Source organism: Pseudomonas sp. WHRI 8519 (assembly GCF_040224055.2).
Classification (GTDB): Bacteria; Pseudomonadota; Gammaproteobacteria; order Pseudomonadales; family Pseudomonadaceae; genus Aquipseudomonas; species Aquipseudomonas putida_X.
This window is the reverse complement of record NZ_CP167996.1, coordinates 3,889,679-3,913,582: the sequence shown is the minus strand read 5'-3', so window position 1 is coordinate 3,913,582 and position 23,904 is coordinate 3,889,679. Positions and strand designations below refer to the sequence as shown.

The window sequence follows — 23,904 nt, the reverse complement described above, 5'->3', positions numbered from 1 at the left end:
ATTAAATTGCTACTTTTTCTAAGCAGGTTAAGTAAGTCCGAATTTTATGCCGGTGGCTAATTTAATTAAAGTGTCCGACATACCGTATTTTGATATGTCACAAGCGGGAGGTAAGTTCTTTGGGTCGCTGATTTTCTTTGATGAGGGGAAGTGGCGAAGTTGGTTGCACGTAGGAGGTGGGAATTTAGAGGAGACTGGCACCATACCGGCTGAGGGTTGCTACTATGGAACAGTTCCGGAACGACCTACGGACTTGTTCCTGAGTTTCCTTGACTTTATTCTGCAGAGGGCAAGCTTTTCTGAACTCAAGAAGCCCATTGCAGGAATTCAGGACGATTTGTTTAATCTTTCTGCAAGTCTCGCTAAAGTCGCTCATATCCATAAGACTAGAGGCTCGATAGGTCTGGGCGCGGGACGAATGATTATCACCGAGATTGAGTATGTGTTCTCTATCTGTAGGAGTATGATCGATTTGTTTCAGGAGGTTGTGGCAAAACTGTGGGAGAAAGTTAGGTTTAAAGAAGAATATGCGCTTCAAAAGAAAAAGCTGAAAACTTCATTTCGTGAAATGGTTTGGTTTCAGGGGAAGTTGTCAACTCAGGAGGAACTTGAGTCTAGGTTTGGCCTACCATCAGTATGGGCTAAATTCTATCTTCGGCATGTCGATTTTTTTCAAAAAATAAGAGTTTTTCGTGACAATATTATCCATAATGGCTCCCAGGTCCAGACTGTTTTTGAAGGTGATCATGATTACCTGTTGAATTTTCATGATAGCCCTTTTGTTGGTATGGGGGTCTGGTATGACAAAGAAAGAGTTTCTGGGGATTTTGTACCGCTAATGCCAGCTCTAGCTATGGTCGCTTATCGAACTATTTTGATTTGCGATGATTTTGCAGAAATGGTGACTAGAACTTTAGAGCCGGGTAAGCCTCTGGTGCCTGGTATGACGCTGTTTATGCGAGGGTTCTTTAACGAGCACTTTACAACAGTCTTGGATGATGCCCAAAAGCGTTACTTATTAGGAGTCGAGCAAGGCATTAGAGGGTGATCGAAAGAGGAAGGAATTCGCTTTGAAGCATTCTGCGCAGGCCCAGATGTCGGCATGCGCAGGCCAAAGCACTCATCCCCCTCCCGCCGACGGGCTTCGTCTACTCATCAGGATTTGACTCAAGATATTTAAAGTACTCGCAGTAATTGTTGGCTAGAGATAATTTTTCCAGCTTTTCAATATCTTCCTTCGCGTACTTCATCGAGATATTTGTGCGGGTGAACATCAAGAAAACAAAAGAAAAAGCAGCGGCCAGCAGGGAAAGCAAACCCCCTTTAACTGAAAGAAATGCAGCGCTTAACTCCGCCCACGTGAAGGCGACGTTGGGAGTGCTGACGGCCGGCATGAATGTTAACGGATAGATAACGCCGGCGAGGAATATGCCTCCAACAAAAAGTAGTGACCAGGTTATCTGGGGTGGGGATTCTGGATTGCCTCTTACAGATTCAAGGAAATCACTTATCACTCTGGCATGATGTTTTGCCTCTAAATGACATGCGGTGATCAACTCCCTTTCCTTACGCAGCTCGACCCAAGGTGTATTGAGCCCCGCGACATCTAACACCGTTTTGCGTGTATCGAAGTTAAACATTTCTGTGTTGGAGCGCATCATTGCGGCGAACTGAGCCAGGCCCGTCAGCTGTCCGCTAGCGCTTTCCTCTTTGGCCCGCTCAGCTGCTTCTTTCCGAAGACGTTTATCGAGATTTAGCTGGCAAACGTTGTTAGCTTCTTCACGCAATTTATCAAGTATTGGCTCTCTCTCTGAAAACTTAGAGAAACCAGCGTCGTCGTAAATTTCTAGGAGCATCTCATCTGTGACTTCTGAAGCTTCCTCGTAATCTAGTTCGTCTATCTTTCGCGCGGCACTGCTATATGCGGCTGAGTTCTTTTCTCGATTGTACCAGTCGAATGCAATTGTGTCGATTCTGTCGAGAATCTTTTTGGACTCAACAACAAGAGTTTTCATTCTGTTGTTTTTTTCGGAGAACGACGCTTGGTTTGCAAATATCTTGGCAATAATGAATGCGCCGATGATACCTACGATGGCAGCAGTTGATTGCGATAGTGTGCTGAAAAACCAATTCCAATCGGGTGTCATGATCCATATCCGTGAGGTTCATCAAAACGTAGGCAGAGTGACAGCAGGCAACTCTAACAGATCGCCCAGTCGCAGTATCAGGCTGTGAATGAATACCAACTCAAAGCTCTAGGTCGCCTTGGCGGCCTTGGTGGCCCTGCTCACTCACCGGCTCAATCAGCTGTGACCCTTGATTGCGCACGTTACCGACAGCCTTGCCGACCGGGTACCATCGAAAATCCTCTGCCGGGCGGCATCCCGTCTCTATGATCGCCGCAGCGCGTTCGGGTGATGTGCCTGGGTGCAACCATTCTCTTGCCAGCTCAGGTGCAAGTACCAGGGGCTTCCTGTCGTGGATGTCGACCAAGCCTTGATCCGCAGCTGCAGTGATAACCACGAATCCATCGCGGTCGTCCGGTTCGATTCCCTGGTGCACCTCAGCAAGCGCGCCGAAGAAAAGCGGGCCGCCGTCGGCGCTCGTGATATAGTACGGCTGCTTTCGCTTGGGGTCTGCTGGGTCCGGGATCCACTCGAACCAGCCATTTGCAGGGGCTAGCGCTCTACCGCCTGGCCACAACCCCTTGAAGAACCTCCCCGTCATCACCGTTTCTGCTCGAGCATTGATCGGGTCGGGACGTTTCCCCTTTGCCCAAGATGGCGACCATCCCCATTTGACGCGATCCACACTCAGTCCTTCATCAATCTGGCGAATGATTTCGACACGCGTCGAAGGCGCCACGTTGAAGCGGCTGATTGGCTCGTGGTCATATCCATTGACCACCACCAGATCCAGCGATAGCTGGCGCAGATAGTGATCCATCGACTCATACATCGAGTACCGTCCGCACATAGCCTGCCTCTCGCTTGTCAGAATTTTCATCGCCCAGGATTGACCGAGCACCCAATGCCATATCTACTGTATATGCATACAGTTTGCATTGGACCTTCCATCATGACCATCACATTCTTGGGCGTGCCCGCCGGCGGCACTGAACCCTTACCTCTGTATTCGTTTCGCGTTCCTGCCGGCTTCCCGTCGCCTGCAGCGGATCACCTGGAAGGCCATATTTCCCTCGATGAGCTATTCGACCTCCGTGCGCCGCATGTGTATCTGGTGAAAGTGGAGGGCGATAGCATGCAGGGCGCCGGTATCTATTCCGGAGATATCGTCATCGTAGACCGGGGGCGGGAAGCAGAGCACGACGATATCGTCATTGCGGCTGTCAACAGCGAGCCGGTATGCAAACGGCTTCACCGTCGTGACGGGGTGGTAATCCTCAAATCGGAAAACCCAGCGTATCCCCCACGCTACATCATGGAAGGTGACGACCTGGTCGTTTGGGGTGTGGTCCGGTACAGCGTCCGTGATCATGCGCAGTGAGCCGGTGTTCGCGCTCATTGATTGCAACAGCTTTTACGCAAGCTGTGAGCGCGTCTTCCGGCCGGATCTGGCCAGAACGCCGATTGTCGTACTGAGCAACAACGACGGCTGTGTGATCGCCAGGTCTTACGACGCGAAGCCCTACGTGAAGATGGGGGAGCCTTATTTTCAGGCGAAGGAAAAGCTTCGCCGGCACGGCGTCGTGGCGTTCAGCAGCAATTACGCTTTGTACGGCGACATGAGCGAGCGGGTTATGACGCTGATCGAATCGATGGTGCCGGCGACTGAGGTCTACAGCATCGATGAATGCTTCGCTGACCTATCCGGCATTCCTGAAAACCTGACCGAGTTCGGGCGAAAGGTTCGATCGAGAATTTTCCAGTGCACGGGCATCCCGGTCGGTGTCGGTATCGCCAGCACAAAGACGCTCGCCAAGCTGGCTAACCATACGGCTAAACGCCTCCAGGCGCAGACCGGCGGAGTGGTGGACATCACTGATCCGTTCAAGCGCGATTGGGTGCTGCGCAATACCGAGGTGAAGGAGGTATGGGGCATTGGCCGGCGGATGACGGCTCACCTTGAGGCGATGGGCATCCGGACGGCCATGGACTTGGCCAAGGCCGACGCTTGGACACTTCGGCAGAAGTTCAGCGTGGTGGTGGAAAAGACTGCCCGCGAGCTGGCCGGCACGCCCTGCCTCGAACTGGATGAGGTCGAACCGCCTAAACAAGAAATCTGCTGCAGCCGGATGTTTGGCAAGCGGCTAACCGAGCTGGCGCCAATCAAGCAAGCCGTGGCCACCTACGTCGGGCGAGCGGCAGAGAAGCTCCGCTCCCAAGGTTCGGTGTGCAAGCGAATGCGCGTGAGCATCCGCACGGGGATGTTCAATCCGGACGAGGCCCATCACGCCCAGGGCGCTCTGGTGGAGCTGCCATACCCAACCTGCGACACGCTACTGATGACCAGACTGGCCACCGACGCAGTCGCCCGGGTCTTTCGGCAAGGGTTCCGGTACAGCAAGGCAGAGGTCCTGCTGATGGACCTGCGGCAGCCCGGCGAGTTTTCGGAGGATTTGTTTGCGCTGAAGCAGTCAGTTGCGTGTGACCGGCTGATGCAGGTGATGGACAACATCAACGAGCGCTGGGGAAGGGGGACGATGCGCGCCGGTAGTGTGCCGGTGGCGCCGGAATGGGGGATGAGAAGGGAAATGATGAGCCAATCGTTTACGACCAGGATCGATCAGTTGTGGACAGTCAAATGCTGAGCCTTCCTGCGGCGTGGCTGCTGAACTGAATGATCAGACGGCCCTTCAAGCTGATCCGTGCGGCCGTGCGTTGGTGCTGTACGAGATGGCGTATGCCGCCCATCGCCGGCGGGAGATCAGCGATGAAGATTTGGCAGAGATGCTCGAGCTCGCAGACGCCGGCAGGGAATGGGCATTGCTCGAAGATTAGGAGGATTGGCTCGGAACGGCCTGGGAGGGTGGAGGTGGCAGTCGGTATCAAGGTAGGACGGCGCTCATATCAGCGCACAGAATCCTCACTCAGATGCATGGCGCAGACCATCACCTTACCTTCGCGTAAAAGTGGCCTCAACGGTGAACGCTAAGGTTTGAGCCCGTTTTGCGTGATCGGTGCGGAAGCGGCCAAATCCTAAGACTGTCCTAGAGGGCCGCACAAACTTGAGCTGCCACTCATATCACTGTAGGACTGGGCCGGTGGTATGGGCTGCAAGCCGGTGGTGCTGGAGCAACTATGACATGCCCCGCAGATGATCGATCTCCGCCGCGACCTGCAGGGCGGCTTCAAGCTCTGACTGTTGCTCCTCCTCCATCAACCGCCAGCGCTGGGCTTTTTCCTCGGGCTCGGTCATGGCCAACGCGAGGTACAGACTCGGTGGCACCGCCCGGAACAGCGTCTCCAGGTTCTTCGACAGGACCACGCCCTCGGTGTATTTGCCCGAGGCCTTGCTCGCGGAGAGCAGCAGTGCCTTCTGCGCCGGCGTGAGCTTTTTGAAGCGGGCAATCTCCTCGATTTCCGCTGGCGGCATGTTCAAGCAGATCCACCACTCAATCATGTTGAGCATGGTCTGCGCCGCGTCGGGCAAATCGGCCATGTTCTGCGTCGCCAGCCAGAACCAGGCGCCGAGCTTGCGCCACATCTTCGTGCCCTTGACCACAAAGGGGGCCAGCAACGGGTTCTTGGTGATGATGTGGCCTTCGTCGGTGACCATGATGATCGGTCGCCCCAGGTACTGATCGCGCTCGGCGATGTTATTCACCGTGTTCATCAGGCTGATGTAGCTGATGGACATCTGCGCCTCGTAACCCTCACGGGCGTACGTGGCGAGGTCGACGATCGTCACGTCGCTCTCCGGCCAGGGTGTGCCGGGCCGGTCGAACAGGGCACCTTCAAACCCCTGGCAGAACAGGTCGATGGACTCGGCCATCTCCTGCGCACGCTCACGGCGTTTGTCGGGCAGGTGGGTGTCGCTGGCGACCTTACGCAGGGCATCGCGCACATGGCGGGTCAGCACCTGCTGCTCAGTCGTCGCGCAGTACCGGGCGGCATCGAGGATGCACTCGCGGATCAGACTGCGGTCCGCCCGGGTCAGGCGCGCCTCTTCCTTGGCTTCGCCGCCGGTGATCATCAGCCGCGCGGTGATCTCCAACTCGCCCAGCACATCGCGCTGCTCATCACTGTCCGGCGTGGACTCATCCAGGTCTTCAGTCGACAAGCTGGCGACCTGGTCCGGATGCTCGATCAGGCGCCGGGCATGGGCGAACGGCGCCAGGCTCACATCACTGCCCGGTTTGAGCTGAACCTTGTTGACGGACAACCCGAGCGTGGCGAAGTAGTCGCCCTGCAGGCCAAAGGAGTTGCCAGCTTCGACGATGAACAGTCGCGGCCGGTACACGGCCATGACCTGCATCAGGATCGAGACCAGGGTGGCTGACTTGCCGGCGCCGGTCGGGCCAAACAACAGCAGGTGGCCGTTCATGGAGCGGTCAAAGCGCGACAGCGGGTCGAATGACAGCGGCGCGCCACCGCGGTTGAAGAAGGTGATGCCCGGATTGCCGGTACCGATGCTGCGTCCCCAGAGCGGCAGCAGGTTGGCGACGTGCTGAGCAAACAACAGCCGGGTGTACCAATTGCGTGTGTCCCGTGCCGGGTTGTAGACCATCGGCAACCAGCGCAAATAGCTGTTGCAGGCGGCTACTTCATCGCCGTCGCGCACCGGCTGCAGGCCGGCGCCGAGCAGGACGTTGGCAGCCTGGACCGAACGCTGGCGCAGCTGTTGTTCATCAGCGCCGCGCAAGTACAGCGCCAACGTGCCGCGGTAGAGCTTGTGCTGGCGGCCAATCAGCGCGCGGGCTTCTTCCACGTCCTGGCGGGTCTGGGTCGAGGCGAGGTTCTCGCCGATGGCTTTGCGCGCCAGGCGGTTGAGCTGCTCCTCGAGCACATCCTGGGGCGTGATCACCAGAGTCAGGCTCAGCACCGCCTGCTCGGGCAATTGATCGAACAAGGCGTTCAACGCCTCGCCTTTGCGCGTCTCACCGGTCAGCTGGCCGATATGCGGCGGTCTGCGCAGCTTGTCGACCACCATCACGGTGTGGGGTTGCTGATCGAAGTACCACAGACCCTGCTCGCCGTCGGAGCGCGGTTCGTGGAAGAACAGCCGCTCGGCGAAGTCGTGGTCGAACGGCAGCGGCAGCTCCTCGCTGCCCTCCGTCTCCGGGTAGGGCACACGTAGATAGAACGCGGCAGGCGTTTCGTCGGTGAGGGCAGGAGCTGGGTTGAACCAAGGTAGCAACCAAGCGTAGAAGTCACGCCCAGTCAGGCGTCGAGGGCTGACCCCGCAGGCCTGCAGCGAAGCCACCAGGCGGTCGCAGGTGCGGCTCAACAGCTGGACCGGGTTCTGCCCATCTTCGTCGGCCTGCTCCCCCAGCCAGCGGTAGACCACCAGGCGAATCCGCCGGTTGCTGCCGCGCCAGGGGAGGTGAGACACCACATGGTCGTCGAACAACCCGCCCGGTTTGCCGACGGCGTCGAGGTGGCGTTGCATCGACGTGAGGAAGGCCTCGGTGAACGGCGTACCTCGCGCGCGCGGCGCGATATAGCGTTCCAGGCGTTCAAGGTACGGGGCAAAGTCACTGTCGTCCTGGCAGAAGAACTGCACCACCCAGGGCGCCTGGTCGAACTCGTCGAAGCTGTCCTGCAGCGCATCTTCCAGGGCGTCGCGTGCGGCCATTAGCCACTCGGGCTCACGGCCCTCGGTGCCGATTGGTTGCAGTTCGAACACGGCGCCCACGGAACGGTTGTCGTCGAGCAGAATGGACTGCTCCTCTTCCAGATACTCGACCCAGGGCAGGTGGTCGGCGAAGCTGGGGTTGTGCGCGTACTGGGCAGCCTCATCTGCCAGCGTGGCGCGCCGACGTTGCGCAGCGCGCCAGGGCTGCCAGCGAGGAGGGTCGCGACTCGCGTCATCGGTCATCACAGATCGTCCAGGCGCTCGCCGGGCAGCGCGTATTGGACCCTCTCGTACAACGGGAACACGGTCGAATAGCCAGGCACCGGCGTCTGTTGGGTACCGGCCAGGTGTGGGTACACGTACATGACCAAGTCTGGGTTGGGCAGGCGCGGAAACTGGGCACGGATTTCGTTGGCCGCCGTGCGCGTGTAGGCACTCTGGTCGTTGATCAGGCGTTCGGGGTCCAGCACCGGCCGACGCAGTTCGCCGCGCGCCTCCAGCAGTTGTTGCTGTGTACCGACCGAGCCACCGCCGTTCCAGATATCCAGCATGGTGTGATCGCCGTGGGGCAGCATTTCCTCTTTGCTGGTGGAGCAGCCGGCCAGTTGCAGGCCGAGCAGCAGGCTAATCCAGATCCAGTACCGAGACGGATGGGCTTTCATGGTTCACTCTCCGGCCTTTAGGTTCGTAGTCGATGCTGATTTCGTGGTCCAGGTGCAGGGCCACTTTCGCCCCGGGCGGCACGTAGATGGCGGCGAAGGCTTCACCGTAGAGCTTGTTGATCCACTCACGAATGTCGCCAATGCCCCCGCTGATCACTGAGTTGAGCGCGCTGTTGCCGCTGTTCTGGGACAGGCCCAGGCTGCCGCTGGCCGAATTGATGAATGAGGTGTTGGTCTGCTCGCTGCCCAAGGCCGCGGCAAAGCCGGCGCCGGCTGCGGTGATCAGGCTCTGGCTGCCCAGGTACTGCTGGGCGTTGGAGCGGCGCTCGCCGGAAATGCACGGAATGCCGTACGGGTCGGAGATGTAGCCCAGGCCGCCGCGGATCTTCTCGGTGTCCGATATCTGGGTGCTGCTGCGATTGCGGCTGACGACCTTCTGCGGCTGCGGCACCGTGCGGACGGTACCGTCGATGAAGACAAAGGTGATTGACTCGACCTGGCCGCGCACGCAGGACAGCGTCCAGTCACCGGCGGCGGTGCCGCTCATGACCGCGCCGACCACGTCCGGCAGGTCGATGCCGTTGGCGGTGAGGTTGTCTGGCCCCACTAGCACCTTGAACGGATAGGGATCGTTCACTGTGCCGTCCACCGGCACCCGGCCAATCAGCGCGGTCATGGCGATCGAGCCCATCAGCGTCGAATTCTCGGGGATGGTGTAGACGGGCCTGGCGCCTTCGGTACGGTCCTCGGCGTTCTCCAGATCACGCTCGCCTTTGGCGACGGCACGCAAGCGATCCTGGCCACGGTCGATGGCGTTGTTGTCCAGGGCGTGCAGGTCCTTGAACTTTGAGGTCAACGACGACAGCGGACCGTCGGCGTTGCCGGTGTCCTCTTGGCCCGCGCGGGCTTTCGACGGTTCGATCCATTGCACCGCATCTGCCGGTGCCTGAGCCCCTGCAAACTGCTGCTCGTCTCCCGGCTCAAGGCCGAATCCCGCAGGCACATCCGACTTCGTGGCTGGCTTGCCGGTGAGCTGGTCCTTGAGCCTGGAGAGCAGCCCCTGGGTCTCGCGGTGTTGCTGCTCAGCCTTCTGCCGAGCATCGTTGGCCTGCTGGCGCTGCTCGGTGACCTGTTGGTTGACGCTGCTCAGCGTGCTTTGGATGCGCGTGTCGATGTTGCCTTCGCGCGTGCGCAGCCGGTTGTTCTCGGTCTGCAGCACATCGTTGCCTTTCTTCAGCGTCTGCATCTCGCTGCGCATCGCCTTGACCTGGCCAATCAACGTGGCCACGGTGTCGCGCGGGGTGTCGCCGGCGATGCCCAAGGCCTTGGCCTGCTCCGCGGTCAGCATGGCCTTGTCCGGATCGTGAGCGGGCTCGCCGTCTGGGGTGGCCACCCAGGATTTGACGATGATCAGCACGATGCCCAACAGGACCCCGGGCACCAACCACTTCAGCAGGCTGTTAGCTTTCATGATCGTCAGCCTCCGGCTTTGGTGGAGGAAACAGCAGAGCGTGCTTCAGGTCACCGCCGCGGGTGACCAGGTACGCCACGGTGGTGTCTTCAGGCGTACCGGTGAGACCTAAATCCGCGTGCTGGAAGGTTGCGGCGTACAACGTGGCCTGTAGGTGACGCGGGTCAAGCGCGACCTTGCCGGGACCGCGGTTCACGATCTTTATCGCCGTCACCCAGTAGTCGCCCAGCCGCCAGGCCGCGAGTGCCTTGATCGAAACCCGCTCGGTGGGCAGCAACGAGCTGAACGCAACAGAGTCGCTCAGTGGCACCCGTCGCACACCGGGCAGTGGGGCCACGGTCCGCAGGGGCGCATAGAGGTTCTGCGCCGCATAGCGGGTGAGCACCACCGGTACTGGCGTCGCTGCAGGTGTCGCCTGCTTCGCAGCTTCCACCTCCGGTACCGGAGCCTGGGCCACAATCTTGACCGGCTCCAGCGTCTCGCTGCCCTCAAGGGCCTCGATGTCGATCAGGATGATGTCGCCTGACTTCAGCGACTGCAGCTGCAGCCGGGTAGGCGGCAGGGGTTCTGCGGCACGCAAGTACACCGTGCCGCCGACGGATTGCACCCGTAGCTTGCCGGCGATCGCGCCGGGCAATCCCACGCGAACATCCTCATCCAGCAGCAGGATGCGTTCCTGGCCCACCGTAAGCGGTACGGCCAGCGGCAGGCGATCCCAGTATTTGACCTCGACCGCACCGACTGCAGAACACCAGCCTGCGGCTATCGCCAGCATCATGATCAAGACACGCATCATCCCGCACCTCCAGGCAGCGTCAGCTTCTGCGGTGTGCCTTCGTAGCAGTCCAGGGCCAGGCCCCATTTGTTGTGCTCGGGGTCGACGTCGAAGCGCACCACTCGAAGCGGATAGCGCACCACCACGCGCTTCACCGGCTCAGCGGCGTAGTACTCGTCGGCGTTGAGGTCGAGCTTCACCAGCCAGCTGTGCTTGTCCAACTGCTTCACCCGCAGGTCGGGGTCGTCGCTGTAGCCGCGGCCCAGCACCTCGTACACCCCGCGCACCCGGCCGCGCAGTTCGCCCGCGGCCTTGCGATACTCGAAGTCGCCGTCGAAGAAGGTCTTGCACGCCGGAGTCAGGTAGGGCTGCAAAGCAAAGATGGCGCGGTGGTAGTCGACCTCGCCGTCGGTGGGCCACCGGTTGAGCTGGCCGAAGATGTACAGCGCGAAGGCGTAGATGTTTTCTGGCGGTACATCCCACCATTTGCGCGTACTGCCGGAGCGCAGATCAGGCGGCACGTGAATGGTCAGCTCGGAAGGCGAGGACTGCCAGCCGTACCACAGTCCGCAGCACAGGAGTGCCAGGATCGAAACGGCTAGACGCAGGCTGAAGATGTGCGCCTGCTGCGCATCCACTTTGTTGCGGAAGCGGCTCATGGGGCGGTCCTCACATGTCGGCGCGTGCGGCGCACCGTCCAAGGCCCCGAGTGGAGGACCAGCTGATGAGTGCCGATACCCCAGTGCAGCGCCAGGTGCCACTGCAGACGGCGGTACAGCCAGGTTTCGGGGCGGGCTCGCTTTGCCCGGCGCATCAGCTTACCGCCGCCCAGCAACACCAGCGCCATGCAGATGAACATGCAGGTGGGGAGGGTGGCGATGGACGCGGTGGCCACCGCCAGCGGCGCGCCGAGAATCACACCTAACCCTGCGCCGATGATCAGTGCGACCCACATCTCGTCATTGGTGAGCCCACGGAGAACGGCGGGGTCTCGGTTGAGGCGCTCGGGAAGGAAGGTCAGAGTGCCGTCAGGCAGAGTGGCTGGGGCGTCGGACATGGTGACCTCACAGGATCGTCGCGGCTTTCGTGAGGAACCACAGGATCACCACCACCAGCAGGGCGCCGACGCCGACCACGGCACCGAGGTCCTTCCAGGTCTTGCGCTGGTTTTGCACGTCGGCGTAGACGGTGAGCGAGTGCCAGGCGACGCCAAGGAAGGCAAGGGTAGCAATCAGCAGACCGAGCAGAATGCCGCCGTCGTAGGCGTAGTTCTTGATGGTGTCGATCAGGCCCGAGCCCTCACCGCGAGACGGTGCTTCCATGGTTGGCAGGTCGGCCCAGGCCAGTGTCGAACTCAACAGCATCAGACCGCCGAACAGGGCTTTCGAACAGAACTCCCGCTGCAAAGCGAGCGGGCGAGGACAATGACGGGGGAGGTTCATGGCAAGGTCTCCTGATTACGACAGCATGAAAAACATCAGCACGATCAGGGCGAGGGCCAGGCGTAGCGTGCTGCCGCCGAGCGCACCGAAGTTGAGGTTGCCGGCCGCCCAGCCCCGGTAACCGGTCCACAGGGCCCAGGTGCACCAGAGCAATGCGAGCACCAGCACCGATGAGCGCCATAGCACTGAGCTGAGCTGCGGGGTGGACCCGGCCACGGCAGAGAACGCGCTGAGTTGGGCGTCAGTCATGCTCATGAGAGGGACTCGAGTGAGGCGGTTCAGCACGGTAATCACCGGTCAGCTCGACCAGATCAGCTGGCTGCGCACGCGAGGGCGAAAGGTAGTTGTGGATGCCTTGACGCATACGTCCAAGGTCTGCTGCGAACCTCGAGTAGTCGAAGCGATAGCGGGCGCCTGCGGCATCGACTGAGCCGCTGTTGGCACGGTCGGCCAACAGTTCGATGGCAGTGATCTGTCGCTGCACCAGGCCGAGATCTGATCGCTCCGGCGCGTCTTGAGCGACGGTACCGAGAGACACCAGGCAAGCAAGAAATAGGACGGAGGAGGTAGTTTTCATGGTGAATTCCAGCCTTAGATCTGGCATTCACCCTGAGGAATTAGGACGTTTTTGGCATGGATTAAAGGGATCTTTGATCCTTCACTTTAGAGTCTAAGACTTCAGTGAGTACGTCGTGAGTCACTGGCGCAAGTGTGTTGGATCGGCTACGCATTACTCTCCAATGACCGCAATCGACCCTAGACGCTCATACCCGGTCTCTAGCTCGCGGCGCGCTCCGTCACCAATCGCTACGTTTAATGGGCTAGCCGCTCGACAATCCAGTCTACGAAGCCACGAACACGCGCATTCAACTGCTTGTTTGATGGGTAAATCGCAGAAATGGGTATCGTTGCGCACGTGTGTTTTTCAAGGATGGGTACGAGTACACCGGACTCAAACAGTCGCCCAAAACCTGGAAAGCTGCCCTGCACAATTCCATGACAAGCATGGAGTACATGGGCGGACGTAAAGGTTTGCGTGAGATGGTAACGAAGAAGGGGTTCAAGCTGCTTTAGGAATGAGCCCGCGACCGCTTCTGGCCGTTCGCCGCCCGTCCCGAACGACGGGTATCGGTCGATCGCAGCCCTTTGCGACATGTAACTGGCCGATTTCTTCGGGCCAGAGTCGGAGCGTGGGCAGGTCAAATCCGACGCAAACGACCGGTCAAGTCGAATGCAAATGGGGGGTCAAGTACATACATTTACTCAGCTAGAGGCGCGAGGGAAACAACGGCACGATAACTGTCTAAATATCGTTGGTCGCCTCCCACAAATCCGCCATTGCTCGGCTACAGCAGATGGGTAATAACCCACCCTTGCGCAGCTAACGCCGCTTTACACTCTTCTGAAACCCGTTCTGCGTTGACTGCCAGGCAAAGAAAACTGGTAGGTCGTGACATTCCGACATACAGATTGCGGTACTGAGATAGCTGGCTCTCAGGCGTTTTTTTAGCTCGAGTACCGATCCCTGCAATGATGGGCAGCGCGAGCTCCAGATCGAAACGACGACTTGGATGACCTAGAGACTCCATGACGAGGGTTGCCAAGTGCGTTTCACCTTTCATCGAGGCGAGTGTGCCGATGTGAATGTTTAAGCTGCGACCTTTTTTTTCGACTGAGCAAATCGATCGGTGAAGCCCGTGAATAGCCATGGGCGCTGGCCGTTGAAAAACCGGAAGCTCGGTGAACATCTGCAGTGTCAGATGATCTGGGAGCAGCGAGCGCAGCTTTACGTAAAGCGTATTCACGATACGGACGCGCCTTTCTTCATCTGCTTCCGCCACGTTTGCCATGCATAGATTACGAATCAGCAACCGGAAAGCCGACACGTCCTTATCAGCATCGCGCAATTTGCGAATCAGCTGATGATCAGCTTTCAAGCCTTCGACAATCTCCGCTTTGGCAGCGCGCAGCACCAGAAATAACGCTCTGCGGATCTCTTCAAATCGTGATGAAAACGATGCGTTTACGGCAGGTTTTGACCCACCGAGAAGTGCCCAAAATCGCACAAGCTTGAGCCCAGGCAGTTGGTCGCCAGTGGAAGCAGGCCAGTAGTCCAGTAGGGTACGCCCAGCTATCTGTTTTGCGGCATCGCCCTGTTTCCGAGCGCAAAGAGCTTTGACTTTCCCTTTGGTCAGGTCGGTATCGCTGAAGCGGTCTAAGACATGCTCTCCAAACGTCGAGATCACATCTTGTACACGCTCGGTGCTGTAGACGATCAACATGGAGGCGTGACGGTCTTCGCTCTCTCCAGTTACAGCGGCACCCGTCAGCTGTGTTCTGGACACGGACTGAGCGATGTGAGGACCGAAGCGTTTGCTGGAGGATATCGGCAGCGCGTCGCCTCGTGGGAACGTCAAGTGTTCCGCTCCTTCCGAACTACCTAGGATTCGCTGATTGATATCGCCGAAGCGCTGAATGATGACGGTGTCGTCGAACATCAACTGCAACAAACGCTCTTGCTCCCAGGACGTATCCTGCATTTCGTCGATGAAGACGACAGGGAACCTAAGGGATAGCTGGGCCCGAACCTTGGGGAATTGAGTTAACAGGCACTCCGCGTACGCGAACATGTCCGCGTGCCGGAAAACTCCCTCGGCGGCGAGTGTTTGTTTGATACCGACAATTGTCGGATAGGTTTTCGCGCTTGGCTTGGGGAGTGAGCCGGATTCACTGGCTAGGTCCAGAGATGATCCTTTGTAGACCAGCCCCTCTAGCATGGGCGCAACACCTGGGTTCATTTCCATATAGCGCCGCAAGCTGTAATTGGCATTGGCTAAACCTAGTGCTCGACGGGCAAAGATGTCGTTGTCGATCACATCGACGGTCATCCCCTTGCTTCGCAGGTACGGCAGAGCCAGAAACTGATTCACCATGGCGTGAATCGTTCCTATGAAGTGAGGATGCGTGAGTAGGCGACTCCCGTCATGGCTTGTACCTAACCGGCGCTGAATTTCATCACGGGCAACATTTGTATGACTGAGTACACAAACACCTGCGCGGCTTGAGGTCCATCTGCGGCTTAGCATCAACAGCTTCGCTGCAAGCACTGTGGTCTTACCACTACCTGGCGCGGCGTCGATGTCACGAGACTGGTTCTCCAGTAGCACCGTACGCCGCTCGTGATCATTGAAGTTCAAGTCGGGAGTCAGGTCGTGTAGAGCATCAAGATCACCAGCGCCGATCACAGGGACGGTCATGGCTCCGTCCTACCAGTCAGATGACGCAGCGCCTGCTGTAGATAAGGCGGCAGATTGTTGAACAGCTCATCTCCTTTCCCATAATCGCCTGTTGAAATCAGGTGAGCCGCGTATTGGGCGGTGATGGCTTTTGATGCTTCTTTCTCTACGAGCGGTTGATAGATGATGGACGCCAGCTCCGCTTTCGAATGCCCGGCATTCGAGAGTTTTTCCCAGAACGCTGCTGATTCGACAATGGCTTTCTTCTCATCTTCCTCCGTCAGCCGTTCACCCCTCGAGTTTGCCTTCTTAGCCAGATGAATCGCGTCATGCATCAACCGGTCGCATCCGTAAAAGGCGAGATCGTATTCCAATGTCCATTTGTTGGAGACACAGACAATTGTGCTGCCGCCCTGGGCACGGTCGATCTTTGTCTTGACCAACGCCTCGGCCTCCTCCGGCGTATAGTCTTTTTCGAATCGCTTACCTTTCTTGGGAGCGGATACGTAAGTGGCCTCGTCAGGAACGATGTCACGATCCGTGATGCAGGCGACAGGAATGGGAGTCGCCGAACCATCACTCGGCTGGAGGATTCGAGCGTAGTGATAAAGCCCAACCCCGCCGACGTTTACACAAGAGATCCCGTGTTCGTTGAAAGAGTATCCTGCGGCCGCCGCCAAGGCGGGCAAAAGTAGCGATTCTGCTGGCCCCTCTACGATCGCAACACCGCGAGCGAAGAACAGGTTCGCTTTGGTGGCATCAATAAAACGTCTCAAGAACTCGTAATCGCTTTTCAGCAGCTTGGTCTTCCCGTGAGCCAAGCTGAACAGCTGAGCACGGTTCACCAAGGTGAGGCTCGCGATGTCGGCGCCCGCCGCCAGAGATGGGCTGTGGGTGGTCATCACGATCTGAACAGGTCGGCTATCTTGCTCAACTGCCTTGGCGGTGCGCTCCAGAAGCTGCTGAACGCGCTCCTGCAACTGCGGGTGGAGATGGGCCTCAGGCTCCTCGATCAACAGTAATCCGAGCTCCTCACCGTCACGCAGAAGAACCAGTTCAGTTGCCATGAACAGAGCGTTGTTATAGCCGAGCCCGCGAATGCATCGCTCACCTGGATCGATGGTGGAGGATGGCAGCAGCGCCAACTCAAAACGCTCCAGAATGGGCTGCAGGCCCAGCTCCGGAGCGATCTGGATACGTGAGGACAGGGCATCGCCAGCAAACGCAAACTTGTTCAGGTAGTTGTCATTGACGTCGTCCTGAACATCCTTGATGACCTGATGCTCGCCCAGATGGTGCTGAGCAAACGCCATCAACCCTACCAGGTTGCTGGGGACGGTAGCTGGAGCAGCGACGTCGAAGTCATTTTTCTCCTGCCCATCAATACGCTTATGAGCGCCCAGAATTTGCGATAAGCGAGATTGACGACCCGGGCGTAGCTCGGCTTCGGCATCTCGAAGGGGACGCAAGTAGGTGGCCCGGATGAGTTCACGAACCGCCGTACCAATCTCGGGCCCCGTGCCATTCGGACCTGAGCAGGTGATTGCCTCGACTCGCCCACGCTTGTTGGCCTTGGGTGGTATCCAACGCGCTTGCAGATAGACGACCAAGCTATGAGACCCGTCCGCTTCGTGGGTCATCCATTCGAGAACTGAAGCCTCTTGCGCCGGGTCGAGGTCCACAAGGGTGGCCTCAATGAACAAAGAACAGGCTCGGGTCTTACCCTTGATGTGAAAATCTGTTTCGAAGAGGCGGACGAACTCATAGCTGGTTGTCCAGAGCACGTAGCGGATCGCATCAACTACCGAGGTCTTGCCTGAATCGTTTTCCCCAACAAGGATGTTGAGGCCGGGGGCGAGCTCCCAATCAAGTGCTGGCGCCGCCGTACCATCGCCAAACGCCCTAAAATTCGACGCCCTGATCCGCTTCAAATGCATCTTGCTTCTCCGTCCTGTTGGAAAGCCTGTCCCGGATGGCGTAACGCACTCCGTGCACTCTGTGTGCTGTAAATGGCTTTTATCACGGGAGCAAGCGCGTCGGAAGGGTAATTTAGTAGCAGGAGGCCATTACGGAGCAACGAATGAGAGCCTGAAAGCCAGCCACAAAAACCGCCTGGACGGGCGGTCTTTAGGTGCGCTACGAATGGACGTTCGTTTTTCAGGTCGCTGAAAAACATCAACGACCGCATAGTAGCTATGCGTGTTCACACAGTGCAACAGAGTCAAAATTGCCTCTATATTGCATAGATCGTAGGCGAAGTCGTAAAAATGCGGTCGTGTCGAAGGGCTGATCTTATGGGAAATTAAATGTAGTTAACACACACGAACACGCATCGAAATTTTTGACTACAGTTAATCTCCAGTATTTTTTATAATCCATTCTGCAAAGCTTCGGTCATGAGGGTCAGGTTCATAAATATCCCTTAGATCTGACTCATACATCTTTGTTGGAATGTCTAGGTGGATATCTGCTTGATTTGAAAGCCGGTGATCCAAAAGCTTTTCTAGCAGATAGTCTATATACATTTCTGCTTGCTCAAAATCGACCCTAAACCATTCAGAATTTGTGTCCTCGTGATTGGTGATTCTATAGTCTTTAAAATCATAGTGAATGCTCGACTCAATCTTTGAGATTGGAGCCAATCTTTTGGGTACATAGTATGCTACGTGCAACCCTAGATTGGGATCGCCAGTTCTAAGATTCCTGAACCTTATTAAAGGATTTCCATCAGTTCGACCTATCTTGCAGCGAGTGTAATCCGAAGAGCTAAGCAGTATATATATCCAGCTGCCAGGAAGTGTTATCATGAACATGATTTGCTTTTAGTTGGTGAGTCGCTCATTATAGCTCATTATGAAAACTTTGAGTTTTTTTCTGCTCGTGCCCGCTAAACGGCGACCCAGGTTATGCGGACATCTAAGTAGGATATACGGTTATGCGGGACTGACCTTCGATTTTTGAGAGCAGTGAGCTTTCGCTTTGATTGAGAACTCGTTTGGCGCGATCGAGGCAGGCAACCAGATCCCGCCACGCGAAGGAGTGAAAAAGACGCCCTACGGAAACACCGGGCGTCTTTATTCACGGCTGAACCTTCACGCTCAAATCACGGCAGGCTCGCCGAGGTTGCAATATTGCCCTTTGAAATTCAGCAGTGGTTTCCTGAAGGTTCAACGCCTTCACTTCACCGATAACGATCACATGGTCGCCTGCAGCATGCTCGCGTGAATCTCGCATTCCAGCCAATGCGGGCTGCCAGCAATGACCGGATTGCTCAGCGGCTGGGTAATTGCACTGAGTTGACGACCTGTTTGCATTCGTCTTGACCAGCCATTTGCATCGGACGTGACCAGCGCACGGGTACGTCTTGACCGGCAGGAATCGATCCATTGCGGGTGCTGAACTAGAGCGCGACGCGGACTCTGTGGGAGCGGGTTTACCCGCGAAGCAGGCGCCGCGGTGGATGGCACCGGCTGTGCCGGTGTTCGCGGGTAAACCCGCTCCCACAAAGATTGATGTTCGGCTCACCGGCGGCTATGGGTGTCGATAGCAGTCAGTCGCGAACGGCTGCAATCTACCCATAGCGGACGTTGTCACTGCACCCTGCGTCTAGTAAAAAGGTCATTTCCTGTTCCAGGCACCGAACCGAATTTATGTCTACTCACCATGGTCAACGTGTTTGTAATCGATGCGGCGAATCAATTACTGCTTACTGTCCATCAATTGAAACGCTAGCGATCATCGGGGGGTTCCACGAGAAGGGTGATCAGGCAGTAGTAGAAGAGATAGCCCGCCGAGAAAATATCGATCCGAATGTTGTCTGGGAATATTTCCGCCACCGGATGAGGCATCTGTGCAAGCAAAAAATTGCCCGCTGCTCATTCTGCGGCGGGCAGCTAAAGACTTGGCGTGCGCGTCAATGTATGCACTGTTGTAGGGAGTGGCACTGACGCACAGTGATTATCGAGCTGAGTTTTCAGATTCCGAACTGCATTCGCACGATTTCTGACTGACCACTATTGGCCGATTACCGACCTCGACGAAGGACCGCTTTGGATCGATAGCGGTCGCTCGCGAATGACCGCAATCGACCCATAGCCGTCGTTCGTGACGGCCGGTAATAGCCATTCATAGGTAAAACTTGGCATTCGTCAGGAGCCAATACCTGCGCGATTGGATGATCTAGATTGCGTGAGCTTTGTATCCATGTAACGGGTTCTTTTCCCCTGAGCCAAACGTCTGCCATTCTGAAAAACCTGAACAGCGCTATGCTCCGGTAGATACATGACTATGCCACCCGCCAGGTATTCAATCTCCACTGACGCAGATTCAGCAGGCGCCTCCACAAGCACCTTCACCGACGCTCGGCTATCAATCCAGAACTCACTTGAGGCGGGTTCGACTACAAGTAAAAGGCGGGTCGAGCCGCCGTTGATAAATTTCAATTCCTGCTCGTGTCTCATCGGTATCTCATCTGGCTCCATTGAGCTCGAGCGATTTGGGAAGGTGTACTTTGTGCCGCAACGGCAGCCGTTGAGCCCCGCAATGGCAACTGAAATACACCTCCCGGGTCCGCTTAAAAACAGGTGATTGGCAACTCGAAAATCAGCATATGCATGTTCACATCGCCATCCGGCTGTCCACGTTTTGCATCATGCATACCCTCGCGCAGACGTATCCGCAGGTCCTTGGCCACGCCGGACTGAACAACGTATCTAGCCTCCAGATCGAGTTCCTGATGTTGTGCGTCATCAGCGCTGTTCCAGGCTCCATAGTGGCTGTTGCCTGAACTCTGGATGTCGTAGCCAAATACGTATCGAGCCATGAAGCTCAAGCCTGGGAAACCGCTTGCAGCCATGTCTAGGTCGTAGCGCAACTGCCAGGACTTTTCATTCGGCCCATTGAAGTCCGACGCCATTATCGGATTACTCAGGTAAATCGAATTTCCGAAGGCTCCAGAACCGTTATTGCCAAAGCCGATGTAATCGAACGGGGTATCACCGATGATCCGCTGGTAAGCGATAGCCAGCCGGTGCCTACCAAAGGCATAGGAAACCTGGGAGGAGTAAGCCGTTGTGCGAATGTCGCCGGCGTTCGCCCGTCCTTCGTCGCGAGTATGGTAGAGGTTCACGTCCAGGGCGAACCGGGACCGGTCATCCAGTTCCCAGAGGTAGTTGCCCCCTAGATAAGCTTGCCGCCAGAGGTCCTCGAACTCCGCGACATAAGCGCTTACGCCCCACTGTTTATGGTCATAACGTCCACCGGCGAAGCTGACCGAATCGGTGGGTACAAATGCATAGTTCGCCCAGAGTTCACCTTTATTACTGGTAGACGAAGGCTCGGTGCCGGCCGTGAAACGTCCCGTCTCCAGAAGCAATCCTTCGACATCACGGTTACTTAGCAGGATGCCGGTAGCCGTACTGGGAAACAGCCGAGTGTCTGACGTGGCAAAAACCGGATTCGTAACTTGCATCTGGCCGTAGCGCATTTCAGTGAGGCCGTACTTCGCCTTTATAAGCACACCGGCGCGGCCAAAATTTCGCTGCGCCTCCCCCTCGTGGTTCATCTGGATATTGCCGTATCCCGCATGGCCATCGCCACCATCAAGCTTGAAGCCGCTGAATCCATAAGCATCAAGACCAACGCCTACCACTCCCTGAGTGAATCCCGAGGCGAAGTTGGCTCTCATGCCAAGCGAGACGTCGCGAGGGTCACGCCTGTCATGAGCGAAGCGATGGTGTCCATCGCCCTTCATCTGGCTGTTGAGCACAGTGGATCTACTTGTTATCAGCAGGTGACTATCATCAATAAAGCCTTTTTCAGCATACGAGTACGCGGAGAAAAACAACGGACACAGGAGAACGAGCGGCCTATAGGCCGATAAGTTCATCATCAATCTATTCACCCGGATCTATCTATCGATTTTTTGTTGTTGTCGAGACAGTTGGTGTTAGCTGTTACATGGACGTTTTAGTCAAGCCGCTTGCCCACGGTCTCCTTCACCATCGCCAGGCCTACCAGCGTCGCAACGAGACAGAACATCACGTAGAAGGCTGGTGCGTGTTTATCGCCAGTGAGATCAATCAGGCCAGTGGCGAAAAACTGAGCGAAGCCTCCGAAAATGCACACACCCAAGCAGTAGACGAGCGACAGCCCAGTGGCGCGGATAGAGCGGGGGAACATTTCGGTCAGCATCACCATGGATGGCACGGTGATCAGCACGAGCAGGAAAGTGGTGGCGAACGACACAAACAGCAGGGTGCCCAGCGTGGGGAAGTGGGTCATCAGCATGAAAGCCGGGTAAATCAGCAACAGCATTGGAATGGTGCCCATCGCGATGGTACGGCGTCGACCGATACGATCACTCAAGCGCCCGGCCCAGAGCGACAAAATGATCTGCACCGCGGCGCCCAGACAGGAAGCACCGATGCCGGTCTGCATGGGCAGCTTGAGAATCGCCACTGTGTAGTTGGTCATGTAGTCGAGCACAATGTAGCTACTAGCAGTGCCGCCGATGGCCATGAGTACGCCTGCAACGAGGGTGCGTCGATGCCGAGTGATGATCTGCTTCAGGACCGACGTTTCCTCGTCGCGGGTTTCACTCTTCGCCGCTGTTTCCTGAAGGTGTCGGCGCATGTAAACGCCGATGGGCAGAATGAAAAGGCCCACGGCAAACGGTACTCGCCACCCCCAGCTTTCCAGTGCTTCGGAACTCAGGCCGGTGGTCAGCGCTAAGCTGATAGCCGATCCCAGCAGAAAGCTCAATCCTTGGCTGAAGAATTGCCAACTGCCATAGAAGCCGCGGTTATGATCGCCTGCATACTCCATGAGCATGGCAGTAGATGCTCCGACTTCGCCGCCAATGGCGAATCCTTGAATAAGCCGGGCGAGCACCACCAGCACCGGCGCTGCGAGGCCTATCTGGGCATACGTTGGCGCAGTTGCCAGCACAGCCGATCCCAAAGCCATCAAGCTTAGGGTCAGCAGCATGGCAGGCTTGCGACCCGCCCGGTCGGCGTAGGCGCCGATAACAATCCCGCCCAGGGGGCGCATGACGAAGCCCAACCCAAATGTCGCCAGCGCCAGCAGAAGCTGACTCAGTTCACTTTGTGCCGGGAAATACTGGCGGCCGATCAGTGTCGCGAAAAAGCTGAAGACGGAGAACTCGAAGAACTCCAACGCCGAGCCGATGGTGATCGCCGCGATTGCGCGATAGGTCAGTGTTCGGGAAGCTGTTGCGGCCCCAGCCGCTTGGGATACGGTTGCAGACATGACAGGTCCTCTGCCTCGCAATTGTACGAGGCTGGCAGTTAGCGATGATCAGGCCAGGAAGGTTTCAACCAGGCGTACCCAGTAGCTGGCGCCCAGCGCCAGAGCTTCATCGTTGAAGTCATAGCCGGGGTTATGCACCATGCAGCCACCCTCCCCATCGCCATTGCCGATGACCAAGTAACAACCAGGGCATTCTTCAAGGATCACCGCGAAATCTTCGCTACCTGTCAACGGTTCAATTTCGCCGATAACGGAATCCGCTCCGATCCAGTCGAGCGCTACTTGTCGTGCGAAGGCGGTGGGCTGTTCATGATTGAACAACGCTGGGAATCGCTGCCCCTCATCCACCGAAACGCTCGCGCTAGCCCCAAAGCTCTCGGCCTGAGACCGCGCGATCTTGGTAATACGCTCGATGAGTTCGTCACGCACCGTTGTCTTCAAGGCACGTACGCTCAACTGCAGTCGGCAGTGTTCTGGAATAACGTTGGCCGCGTGGCCGGCGTTGAACGCGCCTACCGAGATGACGCCGCATTCGAGCGGGTCTATATTCCTGGACACTATGCTTTGGAGCGCCATGACAATCGCAGACCCGGCGAGAATGGAATCAACGGCCTTATGCGGCATGGCACCATGACCACCGACGCCGTGGACATCGATATTTACCGTATCTGTCGAGGCCATGAATGGGCCAGTGCGAAAACCGAATTTACCGACTGCCAGGCCAGGCATGTTATGCATCGCGAATACCGCGTCGCAGGGAAAGCGCTCGAACAGCCCATCCTCAAGCATGCTCCGTGCGCCCCCATCTCCTTCTTCGGCGGGCTGGAAAATCAGATTCAGGGTCCCATCAAAATTCTTATCCGCAGCGAGAGCCTTGGCAGCCGCCAGTAACATAGCCGTATGGCCGTCATGCCCGCACGCATGCATCTTTCCTTCGAAGCGGCTCGCATAGGGCAGCCCGGTTAGTTCCTCTATGGGCAAGGCATCCATATCGGCGCGAAGACCAATAGAACGCTGACCTGCACCTCGCTTGAGTTGCCCGACAACACCGGTCTTCCCGATCCCGCGATGAACTTCATAGCCCCATTCCTGGAGCTTCGAAGCGACCAGGTCGCTAGTGGCATACTCCTCGAAACTCAATTCGGGATGTGCATGCAGATGCCGACGCAAACCGATCATTTCTTCTTCGATGGCCTTGATGCCAGGTAGTACCGCAGAGTGGCTCATGATGTTTCCTTCTTGTTGTTCTTCGCACGGCTGGGCATGCTTGCGACCAATCATAAAAAACCAC

At 57.1% G+C, this 23,904-nt stretch carries 21 protein-coding genes and 2 pseudogenes; 4 read left to right on the top strand and 19 right to left on the bottom strand.

The features are described 5' to 3' along the window. The first annotated feature begins 52 nt into the window (after nt 1-52). The gene (locus tag ABRP30_RS17960) at nt 53-1,048 is read left to right on the top strand and encodes a hypothetical protein (protein ID WP_349975046.1); all 996 of its coding nucleotides are present in this window, start codon (nt 53-55) and stop codon (nt 1,046-1,048) included. 100 nt (nt 1,049-1,148) lie between these two features. Here ABRP30_RS17960 and ABRP30_RS17955 read toward each other — a convergent pair whose 3' ends face one another. Beyond that, nucleotides 1,149-2,147: a hypothetical protein gene (locus ABRP30_RS17955; protein ID WP_210014341.1), complete on the bottom strand. Its 999-nt coding sequence runs from the start codon at nt 2,145-2,147 to the stop codon at nt 1,149-1,151. 100 nt (nt 2,148-2,247) lie between these two features. Beyond that, nucleotides 2,248-2,976, bottom strand: a complete 729-nt coding sequence (locus ABRP30_RS17950) for an SOS response-associated peptidase family protein (protein ID WP_349975173.1) — start codon at nt 2,974-2,976, stop codon at nt 2,248-2,250. A gap of 102 nt (nt 2,977-3,078) precedes the next feature. Here ABRP30_RS17950 and ABRP30_RS17945 point away from each other — a divergent pair, with 102 nt between their 5' ends. The 3 genes and pseudogenes from ABRP30_RS17945 to ABRP30_RS17935 form a co-directional block, all read left to right on the top strand. Next, nucleotides 3,079-3,507 (top strand): LexA family transcriptional regulator, encoded by a 429-nt coding sequence (locus ABRP30_RS17945; protein ID WP_210014342.1) that lies wholly within the window; start codon nt 3,079-3,081, stop codon nt 3,505-3,507. Then, nucleotides 3,497-4,771, top strand: coding sequence for a Y-family DNA polymerase (locus ABRP30_RS17940; protein WP_349975172.1), 1,275 nt, complete (start codon nt 3,497-3,499; stop codon nt 4,769-4,771). Before ABRP30_RS17945 ends, ABRP30_RS17940 begins: the two co-directional genes overlap by 11 nt. Then, a pseudogene (locus ABRP30_RS17935) lies at nt 4,765-4,955 on the top strand (hypothetical protein); the annotation flags it as partial. The gene ABRP30_RS17940 and the pseudogene ABRP30_RS17935, both read left to right, overlap by 7 nt. 304 nt (nt 4,956-5,259) lie before the next feature. On the opposite strand, the gene ABRP30_RS17930 reads toward ABRP30_RS17935, so the two are convergent. The 17 genes and pseudogenes from ABRP30_RS17930 to ABRP30_RS17850 form a co-directional block, all read right to left on the bottom strand. Continuing rightward, nucleotides 5,260-8,001: a conjugative transfer ATPase gene (locus tag ABRP30_RS17930; RefSeq protein ID WP_210014343.1), complete on the bottom strand. Its 2,742-nt coding sequence runs from the start codon at nt 7,999-8,001 to the stop codon at nt 5,260-5,262. Beyond that, entirely contained in the window at nt 8,001-8,420 is a 420-nt protein-coding gene (locus tag ABRP30_RS17925; RefSeq protein ID WP_210014344.1) for a TIGR03751 family conjugal transfer lipoprotein, read from the bottom strand. Before ABRP30_RS17925 ends, ABRP30_RS17930 begins: the two co-directional genes overlap by 1 nt. Beyond that, a complete protein-coding gene (locus ABRP30_RS17920; RefSeq protein WP_349975045.1) occupies nt 8,383-9,891 on the bottom strand; it encodes a TIGR03752 family integrating conjugative element protein in 1,509 nt (502 codons plus the stop codon). The genes ABRP30_RS17925 and ABRP30_RS17920 overlap by 38 nt, the downstream gene beginning before the upstream one ends. After that, complete coding sequence (locus ABRP30_RS17915) at nt 9,881-10,687, bottom strand: TIGR03749 family integrating conjugative element protein (protein ID WP_210014346.1); 807 nt, start codon at nt 10,685-10,687, stop codon at nt 9,881-9,883. The genes ABRP30_RS17920 and ABRP30_RS17915 overlap by 11 nt, the downstream gene beginning before the upstream one ends. Next, nucleotides 10,684-11,325 (bottom strand): PFL_4703 family integrating conjugative element protein, encoded by a 642-nt coding sequence (locus ABRP30_RS17910; RefSeq protein ID WP_064492718.1) that lies wholly within the window; start codon nt 11,323-11,325, stop codon nt 10,684-10,686. The genes ABRP30_RS17915 and ABRP30_RS17910 overlap by 4 nt, the downstream gene beginning before the upstream one ends. Continuing rightward, nucleotides 11,322-11,723 carry a TIGR03750 family conjugal transfer protein gene (locus ABRP30_RS17905; protein WP_196154927.1) on the bottom strand — a complete coding sequence of 134 codons (402 nt, stop codon included), beginning with the start codon at nt 11,721-11,723 and terminating at the stop codon, nt 11,322-11,324. Before ABRP30_RS17905 ends, ABRP30_RS17910 begins: the two co-directional genes overlap by 4 nt. Nucleotides 11,724-11,730: 7 nt before the next feature. Continuing rightward, a complete protein-coding gene (locus ABRP30_RS17900; protein WP_210014347.1) occupies nt 11,731-12,108 on the bottom strand; it encodes a TIGR03745 family integrating conjugative element membrane protein in 378 nt (125 codons plus the stop codon). Between the two features lie 15 nt (nt 12,109-12,123). Further along, entirely contained in the window at nt 12,124-12,363 is a 240-nt protein-coding gene (locus ABRP30_RS17895) for a TIGR03758 family integrating conjugative element protein (RefSeq protein WP_349975044.1), read from the bottom strand. Continuing rightward, a complete protein-coding gene (locus tag ABRP30_RS17890; protein ID WP_182375173.1) occupies nt 12,350-12,685 on the bottom strand; it encodes an RAQPRD family integrative conjugative element protein in 336 nt (111 codons plus the stop codon). Before ABRP30_RS17890 ends, ABRP30_RS17895 begins: the two co-directional genes overlap by 14 nt. A 769-nt stretch (nt 12,686-13,454) precedes the next feature. Then, entirely contained in the window at nt 13,455-15,365 is a 1,911-nt protein-coding gene (locus ABRP30_RS17885; protein ID WP_349975043.1) for a UvrD-helicase domain-containing protein, read from the bottom strand. Next, nucleotides 15,362-17,281, bottom strand: a complete 1,920-nt coding sequence (locus ABRP30_RS17880; RefSeq protein WP_183675021.1) for an ATP-dependent endonuclease — start codon at nt 17,279-17,281, stop codon at nt 15,362-15,364. The genes ABRP30_RS17885 and ABRP30_RS17880 overlap by 4 nt, the downstream gene beginning before the upstream one ends. A 414-nt stretch (nt 17,282-17,695) precedes the next feature. After that, nucleotides 17,696-18,151, bottom strand: coding sequence for a GIY-YIG nuclease family protein (locus ABRP30_RS17875; protein ID WP_210014352.1), 456 nt, complete (start codon nt 18,149-18,151; stop codon nt 17,696-17,698). 291 nt (nt 18,152-18,442) lie between these two features. Then, a pseudogene (locus ABRP30_RS17870) lies at nt 18,443-18,622 on the bottom strand (flavin reductase family protein); the annotation flags it as partial. Between the two features lie 870 nt (nt 18,623-19,492). After that, nucleotides 19,493-19,804, bottom strand: coding sequence for a hypothetical protein (locus ABRP30_RS17865; protein ID WP_349975042.1), 312 nt, complete (start codon nt 19,802-19,804; stop codon nt 19,493-19,495). A gap of 113 nt (nt 19,805-19,917) precedes the next feature. Continuing rightward, the gene (locus tag ABRP30_RS17860) at nt 19,918-21,234 is read right to left on the bottom strand and encodes an OprD family outer membrane porin (RefSeq protein ID WP_349975041.1); all 1,317 of its coding nucleotides are present in this window, start codon (nt 21,232-21,234) and stop codon (nt 19,918-19,920) included. Between the two features lie 77 nt (nt 21,235-21,311). Next, nucleotides 21,312-22,613: an MFS transporter gene (locus ABRP30_RS17855; RefSeq protein ID WP_349975040.1), complete on the bottom strand. Its 1,302-nt coding sequence runs from the start codon at nt 22,611-22,613 to the stop codon at nt 21,312-21,314. A 48-nt stretch (nt 22,614-22,661) separates the two neighbouring features. Then, entirely contained in the window at nt 22,662-23,840 is a 1,179-nt protein-coding gene (locus tag ABRP30_RS17850) for a M20 aminoacylase family protein (protein ID WP_349975171.1), read from the bottom strand. Nucleotides 23,841-23,904 lie beyond the last annotated feature (64 nt).